Source organism: Pseudomonas sp. SMV7, from assembly GCF_052041995.1.
GTDB lineage: Bacteria > Pseudomonadota > Gammaproteobacteria > Pseudomonadales > Pseudomonadaceae > Aquipseudomonas.
Map to the genome: position 1 here is coordinate 1 of NZ_JBKGGT010000036.1, position 15,957 is coordinate 15,957.

General features: G+C 63.6%; 12 protein-coding genes. 9 read left to right on the forward strand and 3 right to left on the reverse strand.

All coding sequences use genetic code 11. The features are described 5' to 3' along the window. The first annotated feature begins 236 nt into the window (after positions 1-236). The 4 genes from ACLEJP_RS25165 to ACLEJP_RS25180 all read left to right on the forward strand — a co-directional run bounded on the left by ACLEJP_RS25165 (position 237) and on the right by ACLEJP_RS25180 (position 6,315). A complete protein-coding gene (locus ACLEJP_RS25165) occupies positions 237-2,219 on the forward strand; it encodes an SPFH domain-containing protein (RefSeq protein WP_440810803.1) in 1,983 nt (660 codons plus the stop codon). Continuing rightward, positions 2,216-3,226, forward strand: coding sequence for a protease modulator HflC (gene hflC, locus ACLEJP_RS25170; RefSeq protein WP_440810805.1), 1,011 nt, complete (start codon positions 2,216-2,218; stop codon positions 3,224-3,226). Before ACLEJP_RS25165 ends, hflC begins: the two co-directional genes overlap by 4 nt. Continuing rightward, positions 3,213-4,253, forward strand: a complete 1,041-nt coding sequence (hflK, locus tag ACLEJP_RS25175) for a protease modulator HflK (protein WP_440810807.1) — start codon at positions 3,213-3,215, stop codon at positions 4,251-4,253. The genes hflC and hflK overlap by 14 nt, the downstream gene beginning before the upstream one ends. Before the next feature lie 70 nt (positions 4,254-4,323). Then, entirely contained in the window at positions 4,324-6,315 is a 1,992-nt protein-coding gene (locus ACLEJP_RS25180; protein WP_440810808.1) for a heavy metal translocating P-type ATPase, read from the forward strand. Here ACLEJP_RS25180 and ACLEJP_RS25185 read toward each other — a convergent pair. Together ACLEJP_RS25185 and ACLEJP_RS25190 are read right to left on the reverse strand one after the other, a co-directional pair. Continuing rightward, a complete protein-coding gene (locus ACLEJP_RS25185; protein ID WP_289135726.1) occupies positions 6,294-7,331 on the reverse strand; it encodes a sensor domain-containing diguanylate cyclase in 1,038 nt (345 codons plus the stop codon). The two genes, ACLEJP_RS25180 and ACLEJP_RS25185, sit on opposite strands and share 22 nt — an antisense overlap. 83 nt (positions 7,332-7,414) lie before the next feature. Then, positions 7,415-8,080, reverse strand: a complete 666-nt coding sequence (locus ACLEJP_RS25190) for an SOS response-associated peptidase family protein (RefSeq protein ID WP_440810810.1) — start codon at positions 8,078-8,080, stop codon at positions 7,415-7,417. Positions 8,081-8,192: 112 nt separating this feature from the next. On the opposite strand from ACLEJP_RS25190, the gene ACLEJP_RS25195 reads away from it, so the two are divergent. Both ACLEJP_RS25195 and ACLEJP_RS25200 read left to right on the forward strand, forming a co-directional pair. Then, on the forward strand, positions 8,193-8,486 hold the full coding sequence (locus ACLEJP_RS25195) for a hypothetical protein (protein ID WP_289135722.1): 294 nt from the start codon (positions 8,193-8,195) through the stop codon (positions 8,484-8,486). Positions 8,487-8,606: 120 nt separating this feature from the next. Then, on the forward strand, positions 8,607-9,053 hold the full coding sequence (locus ACLEJP_RS25200; RefSeq protein ID WP_440810812.1) for a structural protein P5: 447 nt from the start codon (positions 8,607-8,609) through the stop codon (positions 9,051-9,053). 40 nt (positions 9,054-9,093) lie between these two features. On the opposite strand, the gene ACLEJP_RS25205 is transcribed toward ACLEJP_RS25200, so the two are convergent. Continuing rightward, a complete protein-coding gene (locus tag ACLEJP_RS25205) occupies positions 9,094-10,461 on the reverse strand; it encodes an HD domain-containing phosphohydrolase (protein WP_440810814.1) in 1,368 nt (455 codons plus the stop codon). Between the two features lie 170 nt (positions 10,462-10,631). Between ACLEJP_RS25205 and ACLEJP_RS25210 the strand changes: the two genes are divergently transcribed. The 3 genes from ACLEJP_RS25210 to ACLEJP_RS25220 form a co-directional block, all read left to right on the forward strand. After that, the gene (locus tag ACLEJP_RS25210; RefSeq protein ID WP_440810822.1) at positions 10,632-11,558 is read left to right on the forward strand and encodes a cytochrome-c peroxidase; all 927 of its coding nucleotides are present in this window, start codon (positions 10,632-10,634) and stop codon (positions 11,556-11,558) included. Next, positions 11,555-13,366: a DAHL domain-containing protein gene (locus tag ACLEJP_RS25215; RefSeq protein ID WP_440810817.1), complete on the forward strand. Its 1,812-nt coding sequence runs from the start codon at positions 11,555-11,557 to the stop codon at positions 13,364-13,366. The genes ACLEJP_RS25210 and ACLEJP_RS25215 overlap by 4 nt, the downstream gene beginning before the upstream one ends. A 746-nt stretch (positions 13,367-14,112) precedes the next feature. After that, on the forward strand, positions 14,113-15,957 hold a 1,845-nt coding region (locus ACLEJP_RS25220; protein WP_440810818.1), incomplete at its 3' end, for an Ig-like domain-containing protein.

The window sequence follows — 15,957 nt, forward strand, 5'->3', positions numbered from 1 at the left end:
CAAAGGCGCTACATACCCCAAGGCGAACACATCCGAATCCACGCAAGTCCCAAGGCACAGCCCTCTACGGGTCGAAAGCGGCCGGTGGTTTGTGCGCGATTTTTAATGCAGTAAGCGGGGTATGCACGGCAACAGATTTTTGACATTCCTTGTTATAACGTTACAACGACTGTTGCAAATTGTTACCAGCCCTTCGAGGTCCTGACTCGCGGCGCCTGGTATTTCCTGGAGTGTTCATGAGCGTCGATCTAGACACCGAGGCCAACAACCTCGATGGGTTTCCCCGTTTCCAGCGCGCGACGGTGCACGCGCGCAAGCTGGTGCAATGGACCTATCTGGCACTGGCAATTGCCACGCTGTTGATGCTGCTGCAGGGGTTGGTCGGGGTGTTCAGCCCCGACTCTCATTGGTTGGTCCTGCTTGCCGTCAATGCCGCTGCGCTGTTGCTGTTGGCTGCGGTTGCGCAGTCGGCCTGGCGGGTGGCCAGCTGGCGCGCGACCCTGCTGGGCGGGACGCCTTCGCAGTTGGCGTTCTGGCGCAGCGCTGCGGTGGAAACGGCCGAATCGGAATCGCTCAGCCGTTTCGATCGTTGGTGTGCACAGCTTGGCGAAGCGTGCCAGCGGCAATTGCGCAAGCTTGGCGCCGAGACCCCTTGGCTCATTGGCCTGGTAGGGCTGGCGCTGTTGTTGGTCAAGGGCGCCTGGCGCCTCGACTTGCCCGTACCGCTGGTCGCCGGTCAGGTGACCTGGGTTGCGATCGGCATCCTGGCCGTGTGCGCGTTCTGTCTGGTCGTGGCCGAGCGCCACCTGATGGCCGAAAGTGCGGCGACCTGGCCCGAGGCCAGGGCGCTTGCGGCGATGATAAGGCTAGTCATCGCTGTGCAGGTGTTGACCATTGCCTGCCTGGCCTTTGTCGATGGCGATCGTCTATGGCCGGCGCGCCTGGCGGTATTGGTCGCTGTGCTACCTGGGCTGGCGGCGCTGGAGCTGCTGTCGCGTGCAGCCCTGGCGCTGTTTCGCCCCTGGCGCCCAGGCGAAGAGCCTGCGCTGGTAGCACGCAGCCTGGTCGGCGACCTGCTGCAATGGCCACCGCGCCCGATCACCGTGCTGCAGAACGAATTGCATCAGCGCCTGGGTATCGACTTGCGCCAGGTATGGGCTTTTGCCTTCATGCGCAGAGCGTTCGTGCCGGTAGCGGCGCTGGTGGCGGTGGTCGGTTGGTTGTTGACCGGCATCGTCGAAGTGCCGATGAACAGCCGCGGCGTCTATGAACGTTACGGCAAGCCGCTGGAGGTGTACCAGCCGGGCTTGCATGTCGGCTTGCCTTGGCCTTTTGGCAAGGTACTGAACGTCGACAACAGCGTCATCCATGAGCTGGCGACCTCCGGCGCGGCCAATGCGGCCGACGCGTTGGCCGCTGCCGAAGGGGCGGCCCCGGCATCGGCCAACCGGCTTTGGGATGCCACCCACCTGAGCGAGAACTCACAGGTGATTGCTGGCGCCGAGGGCGGGCGCCAGGGCTTGCAGATCGTGAACATGGACGTGCGCTTCCTCTACCGTATCGGCATGAGCGATGCGGCAGCACTGGCGGCCACCTACCACACCACCGACGTTGCGCAACTGCTGCGCAGCGTTGCCAACCGGGTGTTGGTCCACGATTTCGCTGGCCGCTCGCTGGATGGCTTGCTCGGCGCAGAGCGTGCAGCGCTCGGCCGTGACATTGGCCGTGCCGTGCAGGCTGACCTGGACCGGATGGACAGCGGCGTGGAACTGCTGGCGACTTCGGTGGAAGCGATTCACCCACCGGCCGGCGCGGCCAATGCCTACCATGCCGTGCAGGCTGCGCAGATCACCGCCCAGGCGCTGGTCGCCCGCGACCGTGGGCAGGCCATGCAGACGCTCAACCAGGCGCGCTTCACGGCGACATCGTTGAGCGACAGGGCCACTGCCGACGCTCACGAGACTGAGACCAAGGCCAGTACCGCCGCGCTGCGGTTCGACGCCGAACGCACAGCCTGGCAGCACGCTGGCCAGGCTTTCCTCCTGGAGCAGTACCTGGAGCGTTTGTCGCAAGGATTGGCCGGGGCAAGCAGCCTGATCATCGACCACCGCCTGGCGGCAGCCCAGGCACCGACCTTGGACCTGCGCAGCTTCGCTGTACCGGCCGACCCTACGCAACCAGCACCTGCATCCGGACGCACCCAGGAGCGTAACCCTTGAATTCCCATTCTGCACACGGCCATGAGCACAGCCATGACCATGACCACCATCACGACCATGACCACAGCCAAGGGCATGCCCGGCCGGCCTGGCTACGCCTTGGCGTGGCAGCGCTGCTTGTCCTGGTGATGGCGGCGACCGCCTGTTTTGTCCAGGTCCGGGTAGGCGAGGCCACCGTCATCACGCGCTTCGGCAACCCGTCGCGGGTGCTGATGGAGCCCGGCCTGAACTGGCGCTGGCCGCTGCCGTTCGAGGCCGCAGTGCCGGTCGACCTGCGCCTGCGCACCACCTCGAGCGGGCTGCAGGATGTCGGTACCCGCGATGGCCTGCGCATCATTGTGCAGGCCTACATCGCCTGGCAGGTAGCGCCCGACCCACAGAGCATCCAACTTTTCATGCGTGCGGTGCAGAACCAGCCGGACGAGGCGGCGCGGCAGATTCGTACCTTGGTGGGGTCGGCACTGGAAACCACTGCCAGCGGCTTCGAACTGGCAGACCTGGTCAATGTCGACGCCAGCCGGGTGCGTATCGCGGCGTTCGAGCAGCGCTTGCAGGACCAGATCGCGCAGCAGTTGGTCAACACTTATGGGGTACGCGTTGTGCAGGTCGGGATCGAGCGCCTGACCTTGCCCAAGGTCACCCTCGAGGCCACCGTCGACCGTATGCGTGCCGAACGCGAAACCATCGCCACCGAGCGCACTGCTGAAGGCAAGCGCAAGGCTGCCGAGATCCAGTCGGCCGCCGAGCGTGACGCCAGGATCCTGCAAGCCGACGCGAACGTGAAGGCCGCGCAGATCCAGGCCCAGTCGCAAGTGCAGGCGGCGCAAATATATGGCAAGGCGTACGCCGGCGCACCAGAGCTGTACACCTTGTTGCGCTCGCTCGACACGCTGGGGGCGGTCATCAACCCCGCTACCCGCCTGGTACTGCGAACGGACGCGGCGCCGTTCCGTGCGCTGGTGGAGGGGCCGGCGTTGCCGGCTGGAGCTGACCATGGCCAGCGCTGAACAGCTGTCGTCGCGGTTGCCCGATAGCCCATGGTTGCAGTCGGGGCGCATCGGCTTCCTGGTGCTCTACGTGGTGACCCTGCTGGCGGCAGTGGGCTGGCTGTTCGGCAACGTACGCCAGGTGGGCCCGGAAAGCCGCGCGGTGGTGTTGCGCCTTGGGGCCGAAGCGCGCATCCAGAATGCCGGCTTGCTGCTGGCATGGCCGCAACCGTTCGAACAGGTGGTGATGTTGCCTTCGGCAGGGCGGGTTACCGAGCGTCGGGTCGAAGTACTGCTACGTTCCGAGCTGGCGCAGAAGTCTGACAAGGACGGCTCGCTGGCCAGTGATGCCACGGCAGGTTCCGGCTTTCTGTTGACCGGCGATGCCGGTGCCGTGCAGCTGGATGTGCGGGTGTTCTATACCGTGACGGATCCGTATGCTTTCGCCCGCCAGGGGCTACACGTCGAGGCCGCCCTGGATCGCCTGGTAGAGCGCAACGCGGTGCTGACCTGCGCCTCGCGCGACATGGATGCCATCCTGGTTGCGCGCCCTGAACTGGTAGGTGCGGATGCCCGCTTGGCCGAGCACCGCGAACAACTGCGCGGCGACCTGCAACAGGGCATCAATGCCAGCCTGGCGCGCCTGCGTTCGGCCGGGGCCAGCCTGGGGATCGAAGTGGCGCGGGTCGACATCCAGTCTGCCTTGCCCTGGTCTGCGGTCAGCGCGTTCAACGCGGTGCTTACCGCCAGCCAGCAGGCCGAGCAGGCCGTGGCCAAGGCCCGTAACGACGCTGCACGTCAGTTGCAGCAGGCCACCCAGGCTGCCGACCGCACCGTACAAGTGGCCCAGGCCGAGGCGAGCGAGCGGCTGGCCCGGGCCCAGGCCGAGACGGCGACGATCGTCGGGCTGACGCAACAGCAGGATCCGCAACTGTTGCAGCGCCTCTACCAGGAGCGCGTACCGGCAATCCTTGCCCGTGCAGGCTCGGTTACCACCGTCAACAAAGAGGATGCCGGGCACATGATCCTGCAGGGGCCAAAGCCATGAGTACAGGGGCTGTCCCGCTCGATCCTTGCCGGCCGACCCCGGTTCACGTCCATTTCCGGAGCTGCTCGCGATGAGTACCCATCACTGCCATGGCCACGGGCATCACCACGCCCATACCCACCTCACCTCGGGCTTGCTGTCGCAGGCCGAACGGCGCACTGCTGCGCGCCAGCTGATCCTGGCAATGCTGGCGCTGGGCCTTCTCGGGCTGGGGCTGGTGTGGCGCTGGCTGGCACCGACGCAAGAGGGCGTCAGCCAGCTGCTGCTGGGCGGCGCTTCGCTGCTGGTGGCGATTCCGGTGTTGCGCGCGTCCTGGCACAGCTTGCTGCAACCTAGCCTGCACGGCATCACCGACCAGCTTGTCGGCCTGGCCATGCTGGGCGCCTGGGCGACCGGTGACCTTGCCACTGCGGCGCTGTTGCCGATCATCATGATCTTCGGCCATATCCTCGAAGAGCGCAGCGTGCTGGGTTCGCAGGAGGCCATTGCGGCACTTGGGCAACTGACACGAAGCCATGCGCGGCTGATCGACACTGAGGGCCAGGTGCACGAGGTCGATAACGCCAGCCTCAGGCCCGGCGACCAGGTCGAGGTCCGCGCCGGTGACCGGGTACCCGCCGATGGCCGGGTCGTCGCCGGGCGGGCCAGCCTCGACACCGCGCCAATCACCGGCGAGTCGGTTCCGCAGGAAATCAGCCCTGGCATGGATATCCATGGTGGTTCGATCAACCTGGATGGCCTGCTGCGGGTGGAAGTCACCCGCGTTGGCGAAGACTCCACCCTGGGCAAGGTGATCGCCCTGATGCAGCGCGCCGAACAAGCCAAGCCGCCCATTACGCGCTTGCTCGAGCGGTACGCCGGGCGCTATATGGTCCTGGTGCTGTTGATCGCCGCTGCAACCTGGTTCATCACCCGCGATGCACAGGCCATGCTGGCGGTGCTGGTGGCGGCCTGTCCCTGTGCACTGGTGCTGTCCGCGCCAGCGACAGCGGTGGCAGGCATTGCCGTTGCCGCCCGGCACGGCATCCTGATTCGCGGCTCGGCGTTTCTCGAGGAGCTTGCCGACTTGTCTTCGCTGGTGATCGACAAGACCGGCACCCTGACCAACGGCGACCTGCGTCTGCGCAGCGTGATCGGCATCTCGAGCAGCTTGTCCCAGGCCGCCATCATTGATCTTGCCGCCAGCCTCGGTGCGGCCAGCAGCCACCCGGTCAGCCGGGCCCTGGCAGCGCTGGTGCCGCACGACCGCCATCTGCCGCTGGTGGATGTCCAGGAGCGCCAGGGCTTTGGTGTAGTGGCGCACTCGGTCGAGGGCGAAGCAGCGTTGGGCCGCCCGGAGCTGTTCAGCCAGTTGGGCATGGACGTGCCCAAGGTGCCCGAACATGACGGCCCGATTGCTGGCCTGGCCCTGAATGGCCGGTTTCTGGCCTGGCTGCTGCTGGCCGACAATGTGCGTGCCGAAGCCGCCGAGGCGCTGCAGCAACTGCGTGAGCTGGGCCTGCAGCGCCAGGTGCTGCTGACGGGTGACCGCACCCGGGTGGCCGAGTCCATCGCCGTCCAGTTGGGCATCAGACACGTGGTAGCCGAAGCCCTGCCAGAAGACAAGATGCGCCAGGTCAATCATGAGCTGCAGATGGGCTTGCGCCCGCTGGTGGTAGGCGATGGCATCAATGATTCACTGGCACTCAAGGCCGGGGTGGTGGGCGTGGCGATCGGTGCGGGCGGTGCCGACATCGCGCTGGCCGCGGCGGATATCGTGCTGATCAACGCAGACCTGCGGCGCCTGGGCACCTGCATCCGCCTCAGCCGCCGCTGCCGTCGCACCCTTCAGGTGAATGTGCTGATCGGCCTGGGCTGGACCCTGGCCATCGTCGTGGCTGCGGCGTTTGGCATCCTGGGGGCGGCGGGGGCAATGGTCGCCGCGCTGTTGCATAACCTCAGCACCTTGCTGGTGCTGGCCAATTCCGGGCGCCTATTACGTTATGACGAGCGGAACATGGCGCACAGCGGCCTGTTGCCAGCCCCGGAACCACGCGCCGCTCACACGGGCGGTGCCCGGTAGACGACCTGGTCGCGCCCCTGCTGTTTGGCAGCGTAGAGCCCCGTATCGGCGCGGTCCAGCGCGTCCTCCAGCGTTTCTGCAGGGGCGAACAGGGTGCAGCCTATGCTCAGGCTGACCTTCTGTTGAGCGTTGGGCAACTGCATCGGCGTGCCACCGACCAGTTCCCGGATACGTTCGGCAATGCGTCGCAGCTCGTCGCCGTCCTTGACCTGCAATATGGCGACAAATTCTTCGCCGCCATGACGTACCAGCAGGTCATCGGGACGAAGTGCCGCGCGCAGACGCCGGGCACATTCGCAGAGCACCTTGTCGCCACCGGCATGGCCGTACTTGTCGTTGATCGACTTGAAATGATCAAGGTCTGCGTAGATGGCCCCCAGCTGCAAGTGATGCTGGTCCGCCAATCGCCGTTGGTGCCCTCCAAAAGCCGTCAACGCGCCGCGGTTCCATAGCTGGGTCAACGGGTCGAGCAAGGCTTTGCGCTGTTCGCGGTCCATTTCGAGGCGTAGGTCGCGGTTGATCTGCGCCAGGGCACGCAGTTGCAGATAGCCTTCCGCCAGGGTGGCCAGGTCCTTGAAATGCGCCTGCTGCGCCTTGCTGAGCTCGCGCGGCCGAGGGTCGAACATGCACAGTGTACCGATCGCCTTGCCATTTCCGGCGCGCAAGGGGTGGCCGGCATAAAAGCGGATATAGGGCGGGTTGAGCACCAGTGGATTGTCGACGAAGCGCGTATCGTGACTGGCATCGGGAACCATCAAGGTACCTTCGCCGAGAATCGCGTAGCCGCAGAACGAGATACTGCGCGTCGTCTCGCTGGCCTCGAGCCCTATGCGCGCCTTGAACCATTGGCGGTCCTGGTCGATGAGGCTGATCAGCACCGTGTCGACGTGGGCCAGGTCCTGGGTGAGCCGCACCAGGGTATCGAGGTAATGTTCGGCAGGCGTATCGACCAGGTTCATGTCGTCGAGTGTGCGCTGGCGCAGCGCTTCGTCTGCGGGCAACGGGCAAGCTGGCATATCAGGGGTCTCCATTCCTCGGTTCGTTGCTTGCGCAACTCAGTGGCGTCTACCGTACGGTGTTGAAACAAGCACAGCATAGGTCATGGCAGCGGATCAATCAGCTCGGCGCCCTGGTTGCGCACATTTCCCACCGCCGCGCTCACCCGGAACCATTCGAAGCAATCAGCGGGTTCGCCGAGGTTGAGCACAAGTTGCTCCGCCTGCGCGCTCGGCAGGCCGGCGGCGATCCAGGCGCGTGCCAATTGCGGCGAGAGCACGACAGGCCTGCGGTCGTGCACATCGACCAAGCCGCCTTGGGCATCTGCGGTGATGATTACGCAGCCGTCGCCCGCGTTACCGGTAAACTGGCCGATCGATGCGCACAGGGCAGGGCGGCCATCCCGACGGCGGATGAAATAAGGCTGTTTCCTCGGCCCGCCTTCATCAACCCATTCGTACCAGCCGTCGACGGGCGTTATCGCCCGGCATGGCCAGATCGCCCGGAAGAACGGGCCGTGCGCCACTTTTTCCACGCGGGCGTTGACCGGCGCAGCGCGGTCAGTCGCCCAATGCGGCCGCCAGCCCCATTTCACCAGGTCTGCCCGCAGGCCCGCGGCGTCCATCCGCAGCACGGCGACCGCCGTAGTCGGTGCGATGTTGTATTGGCCCAGCGGCTGGTCGCCGACGTTGTTTCGCCAGGCCTCCGGCAAGCTCAGGGTTGCAACGAAGTCATCGACGCCCCGGTACTGGCTCAGCCTGCCACACATACGTCACCCTCCTGCCGTGCCATGCAAGCCAAGCATAGTCCGCCGAGTGGTACTGGTGCCGCGCGGCCCGAGGGTGCTCAAATGCTGTATCCATATACAGTATTGGTGCAGCATGTATTTCCTCATCGTCCGTCGCCGGGAGCGCGGCATTGCCATACCGTCCGACCAGTTGAGAAAGGTTCCGGCATTGCGCGCCGACGTCCACATCGGCGACCACCATAGCGAGCCGCTGGGGCGGGTGTCGACCCAGGCCTGGCTGTTCAACCCGACGCCCGGGCCGGACATCATTCCGCGGCTGCACGATGCCAAGGTCAACGGCATGGCCCAGCTCGGGATGAACATCAACGGGGTCGAGGAAATCGACGGCGTGTTGTTCGCCCAGTCGTGGTGGTGTCGGGTGGAATGATTACGGTCTGCGGCCAGCTGCCATTTGGCGGGATTTGTCCGCCTGGAGAAAACTCACGTGTTTCGGCGTCATCAACAGCAGTGACGACGGTACGGAGCAAACGGTCCAGGAGGTCAGCTGATGAATACGCCACGTGGCATACGCAACAACAACCCGGGCAATATCGACTTCAACCCGCGCAACCCCTGGCAAGGGCAGCTGGGCCTCGAAGAGGGCGTAGCCAGGCCACGCTTCGCTGGTTTCGACCAGCCGGAAAACGGCATCCGCGCCCTCGGCAAGCTGCTCATCAACTACCGCAGCAAGGACGGTATGCCCGGCGTGGGCGAAAAAGGCATCGATACCGTGCTCGAGGCCATCAACCGCTGGGCGCCGAGTAACGAGAACGATACCCGCGCCTATGCCGAAGCGGTGGCCCGCAGCCTTGGCGTGCGCAGCACCGAGCCGATCAATCTCAGGCACCCGGCCACGCTGCGGGCGATGGTGCTTGGCATCATCACCCATGAAAACGGTGGCAACCCTTACAAGGCGGAGGTAATCGACGAGGGGGTGCGCAGGGCGCTCAACTGAAAGCGCAGTTGTGTTGGCGCCGGGCGTGGGCTGCCCTGGGTCAGCCCGCCGTTGCCGGCGCGGGTTGCACGCTGCCGGCCTCCTCGGGCATTCTGACGAACACACTGTATTTGCCGCCTTCCATTTCTTCGAAGGCAATCAGTTTCTTTACCAGCAGGCCGCTCAGTACCTTGCCGGCATTCAACAGCAACATGCCGTTGTCGGCATGGAGGTTACGCGCCAGGAGCATGCCCTCTGCCAACTCGTGCGTGCTCAATACCTTGATGGCCGGGTCGGTCAGGGTGATGTCGCGCATGTACTCGGCGCAGACACTGACGAAGTCTTCCACCAGCTCCGGGTCGTACACCTTTCCGGCATATTTGCGGATATACAGCAGGGCCTCATCGCTATTGAGCTGGCGCTCCAGGACCAGCCCGCGCTGCAATTCGATGAAATCCACGGCCATCTTCAGCCAGCGGGCACCCAACGGGATTGCCGCACCCTTGAGGTGGCCCGGAAAACCACTGCCGTCCCAGCGCTCCTGATGGTGAAGGATGAGTTGCGCGGCCTCTTTCATGGGGTCCAGGGTCATCACCAGCGCTTCGCTCTGTTTCGGGTACGAGCGGTACAGCTCGCGTTCCTGGGGAGGAATGAGATCGGCTGGGCAGGTGAGCATGCTGTCGCTCCAGCTCATCTTGCCGATGTTGTACAGCGCAGCGGCCATGGTCAGGTTGCGGCAGGTCGCTTGGTCCAGCCCATGGCTGGTGCAGTACACCCGTATCAGGTCGATGACTTGCCGGTTGGTCTGCTTGGCCTTGGGCAGGCGCATGTTGCCCAACTGCGAAAAGAACTCGGTGCTGGTCACGTAACTGCGTTTGAGTTCTTCATAGGCAAGGTCGAGCATGTCGGCCGTCTGCTGCAACTCGGCGGTGCGCGCCGCTACACGCTGTTCAAGGCTTTCGTTGAGCGCCTTCAGTTGCTTGATCTGCGCCTGGGTCAGTTGTTCCAGGCGCTTTCGCTCGCTTTCCGAATGCTGGTGGGCCAACGCCTGGCGCAGGGTGACCAACAGTTCTTCATCATTCCAGGGTTTGCTGATGTAGCGGTAGATGTGCCCATCATTGATGGCTTTGGCGATGGTGTCCGTGTCAGCGTAGCCGGTAAGCAGAATGCGCAGGGTGTCGGGGAAACGCTCATGCACGTGCGCCAATAGCGTGGCACCGTCCATGTTGGGCATGCGTGCATCACTCATCACCAGATTGATCGGCCGCTGCTGGAGCAGTTGCAGGGCATCGGCGCCGCTTTCGGCGACCAGGACTTCGTAGGGCTGGCTGCGCAGCAAACGACGGAGGCTGTTGAGAATCGAGGGTTCGTCGTCCACCAGAAGGACCACGGCTTTGTCTGTTGCACCATCGGTAACGGGCAGCTCCATGGTCCCTCCTGGCCGGTTTCACGCAGACCGCTCCCTGGCTACAGCCTAGATGACATTTGCCCTGGCGTTCGCTTTTCTCGATTGGCCTCACTATGCTCGGAGACAGCGTGCATCTTGCCAGGGAGGTTTGTGCTGTGCTGAGCGGTCTGCAGGTTCGCAGGGTTGCCACGATGCTGGCGGTATTGCCGGCGTTGGCGTTGGCCCAGAGCATCGGTGGGCCGCTGACGCCCTTGCCGGCGGTGCCTGAGCTTGACCCTGCGCGGGTGGAGCTGGGCCGTCAATTGTTCAACGACCCCCGGCTGTCGCCCAACGGCACCCAGTCCTGCGCGGATTGCCACCGTCTGGACCGGGGAGGTGCCGACGGGCAGGCGCGTTCGCCGGGGGGCGATGGCAAACCCCTGGCCGTCAACACCCCCAGCGTCTTCAATGCGAGCCTGAACTTCCTGCAGTTCTGGGATGGGCGTGCACAATCGGTTGACGGCCTGGTACACCTGGCAACCGACAGTGCAAGCGAAACAGAAAATGGCTGGGCTGCGGTGGTCCAGCGAATTGCCGGCGACCCGGCCTACCGCGTGGGGTTTGCCACAGCCTATGGCAAGCCAGTGGACGCTCAGGCTATCGAAGATGCCCTGGTCACCTACCAGCGTACCCTGTTGACACCTGCTTCACGCTTCGACCGCTACCTGCAGGGGGACACCAGCAGCCTCAGCCTGGAAGAGAAGTATGGTTACCAGCGCTTCCAGGAATACGGCTGCATCGCCTGCCATCAGGGTGTGAACATTGGCGGCAACATGCTGCAGAAGCTGGGTGTGTTCGATGATTATTTCGCCAAGCGTGGCAATCCAGCGGTGGCCGACCAGGGGCGCTACAACGTGACCGGCGACCCGGAGGACATGAACCTGTTCAAAGTCCCCAGCCTGCGCAACGTGGCGGTCACTGCTCCTTACTTCCATGACGGTTCGGTACCCACCCTGGAGGCCGCCGTCGACGCCATGTTCCATTATCAGTTGGGGCGTACACCAAGAGAGGGTGACAAAGCGCTGATCATCCAGTTTCTCCAGACCCTCACCGGCCAATGGGAGGGCAAACCGTTATGAAGCTGAATGCCCGGCGCAGCCTGTTGCTGTTGGCTGCCTGCGCCATGCTGTTGGCGTCCGTGCTGGTCTACCTGTACTGGATGTCCAGGTCTGATGAAAGCGGTACCTACGCCCAGGCGCGTGACCTGATTCGCCAGATCAAGCAGTACGACGCCCAGTGGGAAAGTGCAGTACTCAAGGCGCGCACCACCACCAACTACAATTACGACCCGCTGGTGCTGCCGCTGATGGAAATGAAACGCCTGTGGCGGGAGTTCCGCACGCTTGAGGCGCGCATCGAGAAAACCGCGCTGCCCGCCTGGCAGGCCGCCTTTGCCGATTACCAGCAAGCCTTCGATGCCAAGACCCTGCTGGTTTCGCGTTTCAAGACGCACAACGCGATCCTGCGTAACTCCCTGGCTTTTCTCCCCGCTGCAGCCGATGTCATCCAGGTGCACCTTGGCCAACTGGGCGACGCCGACGCGCTGCGCCTGCGCAGGATCACCAGCGATACCTACGACCTGATGCTCAGCAGCCTGGAATTTGCCCAGACCACCACCGAGGACAAGGCTGCCGATATCCTGGTTGGCCTGAACAATCTTTCGGTCAACAAAGAGCGCCTGCCGGTCGATTTCCAGGCACCCATCGATACCATCAGCAAGCACATCGAGTTGATCCTGCACGAGCAACCCAAGGTCGACCAGCTGCTTGAGGCGATCGAGGCAGTGCCGATCGCCGAACGCCTTGACGCCATTGCGCTGATGCTGGACCGCGACGAGCAGGCAGCCACGCTGACGGCCCAGCGGTACCATTTCTACCTGCTGGTGTTTTCCACCCTGCTGGTATTGCTGTTGCTGTACATGGGGGTGTGGCTGATGCGCAGCTACGCCGAAATAAACCGGGTCAACCGGGCGCTGGTCAGCGCCAACGACGAACTGGAGCAGCGGGTGGAACGGCGCACCCAGGCACTTGGCCAGGCCAGCGCAGCGCTGCAACGCGAAGTGGATGAACGCCGGCTGCTCGAGAGCCAGCTGGTCCAGTCGGAAAAACTCGCCTCGCTCGGCCAGCTGGCCGCGGGTGTGGCCCATGAAGTCAACAACCCGATCGGTTTTGTCTCGTCCAACCTCGGCGCCCTGGACGATTATTTCGGCCGTTTGCAAAACATGCTCAAGGCCTATGCTGACGCGGAAAACACCCTGATTCCGCACGGGCTGAGCGCGGAGCTGGCGAAGCTGCGCACGGAAATCGAGCTGGACTACCTGCTGGAGGATATCCCGGCACTGATCCGCGAATCCAAGGACGGTATCAGCCGTGTTGCGCGGATCGTCAAGGACCTCAAGGACTTCTCGCGGGTAGACAGCAGCCAGGACTGGCAACTGGCAGACCTGCAGCAAGGCATAGAATCAACGTTGAACATTGTTGCCAGCGAACTCCGGCACAAGGCCGATCTGGTCAAGGATTACCAGCCCTTGCCGCAGGTCGAATGCCTGCCTTCGCAGATCAATCAGGTGGTCATGAACCTGCTGGTCAATGCCACCCAGGCGATAGGCGCCGAGCGCGGCAGGATTACCCTGCGAACCGGCGCCAATGATGCGTGGGTATGGATCGAGGTCGCGGACAGCGGGTGTGGCATCCCGCCCGAGAGCCTGCAGAAGATTTTCGATCCGTTCTATACGACCAAGCCGATTGGCCAGGGCACCGGGCTAGGATTGTCGCTTTCGTACGGCATCATCAAACGCCATGGCGGCGAGATCCAGGTAACCAGTGAAGTAGGTGTCGGTACGACGTTCAGGCTGGAACTGCCCATCCACCAGGCCCGGTCGGCCTGAGCTCGCCTCCCGCCTGGGGAGGCGCAAGGGTGGAATGCAAATTGCTGGGACCCAGGGGGGATCGAGCCTCCGGAGGGCGCAAAAATGAACCGGGACGACCGCTTCTACATGGTTTTTGTGGTGACTGCCGTGTTGCTGCTGGATTTCGCCGCGACCTGGGTGTTTCTGCAGGCCATCGCCTGACCTTCCCACCTTTGGGTAGCGACACCCGGAAGCGGGGGCTTTCGTTGTGTCGTTGCCGGCAATTCCACCGGCCGTAGTGCGATGTTGCGCGTTGCCGCCTCGTCGCGCTCGAATTGTCAGTGGTCGGCGAATTGCTGCCCAACTATCAAGCTATTTGTGCCTGGGCTATTTAATGACTTGGTTCGTATGGACCTGCCCAACTTCAGTTGTGTAAATGAAACTTAATTCTATCGCCACCGGGATGCGATGAGCGTCCTTTTTACATCCTGATAGATGCAAATGGATTGCGCTTTTTTCCGCACTCACTCAACTGAGCACAAGCGTATGAATATGCTCGATCGGCAACTTTTTACTCGAGTGGATTGTTCGGGTCAAAAGGCTTATCCCCTGTAAAACATTGCACACGGCCGGTTCCGAAGTGCAACTGAAAGGTTGGGCAACGGTACCGGCATATCCGCGAGAACTATTGATAAAGTGATACTGGCGTTTTATCGGCGGCATGCTATTTCTGAAGAAACGAGTGCGACCACTCGGTCGTAATGTTGACAAAGGGACTGTCAGTCATGTCGATACAGGCCAAGATATCTCCTCTCGCTCAAAGTGTTTCCTCTGCCGCCCCCATTTCGATCCCCAGTAACGGAATACTGACCCTCTCCCAAAGTAGTAATGTTGTTCTGGATCTGGCGCCTGAAAGTGTCGAGGGATATTCAAAAAGCGGTGCCGACCTGATCGTGCAGCTGAAGTCCGGCGAAAACCTGCGCATCGCCAACTTCTATGTCGAGGGGCAACCTGTCAGCCAACTGTATCTGGTAGACCGGGACAAATTGTTGGCTGTCGACCTGCCGCCGGTCGCCGGCGATGGACCGTTGATGGCTGGCTATGTGGCCCAGGAAAGCCTGGCCGGGTTCGAGTCACTGACTGCCACTGACGGTACCATTGCCGGGCTGAGCCCCGGCGCGGCACTGCTGGCCGGTGCTGCGGTCATCGGTGGCGGTGTCGCGATCGCCAACAGCAGCGGTGGTGGTGGCGGAGGCAGTGGCGGTGGAAGTGTCGATGGTAGCGTACCGCCTGACACCACCCCCCCAGCAGCGGCCAGCGGCTTGCAGATCGCCGCAGATGGCAGCAGCATCAGTGGCACGGCAGAGCCTGGCGCCACCGTGGGGGTCGACAGCAACGGCGACGGGCAAACGGATGTCAGCGTGGTGGTCGGCCCCGACGGCAAGTTCCAGATTCCGCTGAACCCGCCACTGACCAACGGCGAGACGGTGACTGTGATCGTGACCGACCCGGCCGGCAACAGCAGCCCGGCGGTGACCGTGCAAGCCCCTGACTTCCCTGACGCGCCGCAGATCAACCCGAGCAACGGATCGAGCCTCAGCGGTATCGCCGCGCCGGGCAGTACGGTGGTCCTCACCGACGGCGACGGCAACCCTATCGGCCAGACCACCGCTGATGGCAACGGCAATTGGTCGTACACCCCGGACACGCGCCTGCCCGATGGCACGGTGGTCGAGGCAGTGGTCAAGGACGCCGCTGGCAACAGCAGCCCACCCGCCAACATAACCATCGACGGCGTGGCGCCGTTGGCCCCGGTGATCAACCCGAGCAATGGCACCGAGCTCAGCGGTACCGCCGAGCCAGGCAGCACCGTCGTCCTTACCGATGGCAACGGCAATCCGATCGGCCAGACCATTACCGATGCCAACGGCGACTGGCGTTATACCCCCAGCTCACCGTTGCCTGACGGCACTGTGGTGAATGCCACTGCCACCGACCCAGCCGGCAACACCAGTGGGCAGGGGAGTACAACCGTGGACAGCGTTGCCCCCGGCGCGCCCACCATCAACCTGAGCGATGGCAGCAGCCTCAGCGGTACTGCCGAGCCAGGCAGCACCGTGGTCCTTACCGACGGTAACGGCAACCCGATCGGCCATACCACAGCCGACGCCAACGGTAACTGGTCGTACCCTACGGATAGCGAACTGCCCGATGGCACGGTGGTCAACGCGGTGGTCAAGGACGCCGCCGGCAATACCAGCCCGCCGGCCAGCACCATCATCGATGGCGTGGCGCCGTCGGCTCCCGCGGTCAATCCGAGCAACGGCACCCTCATCACTGGCACCGCCGAGCCGAACAGCACCGTGACCGTTACCGACGGCAGCGGTAATCCGATAGGCCAATCGACGGCCGATAGCAGCGGCAACTGGTCCCTCACGCCAACGACGCCGCTCGCCGATGGCACGGTGATCAACGTTGTAGCCCAGGACGCAGCCGGTAACGTCAGCGCTCCGACGACCATCCAGGTGGATTCGCAGGCTCCGGCGGCACCCGCTGTGAATCCCAGCAATGGCAGTGCAATCAGCGGTACCGCCGAGGCGGGCAGCACCGTCATCCTCACCGATGGCAGC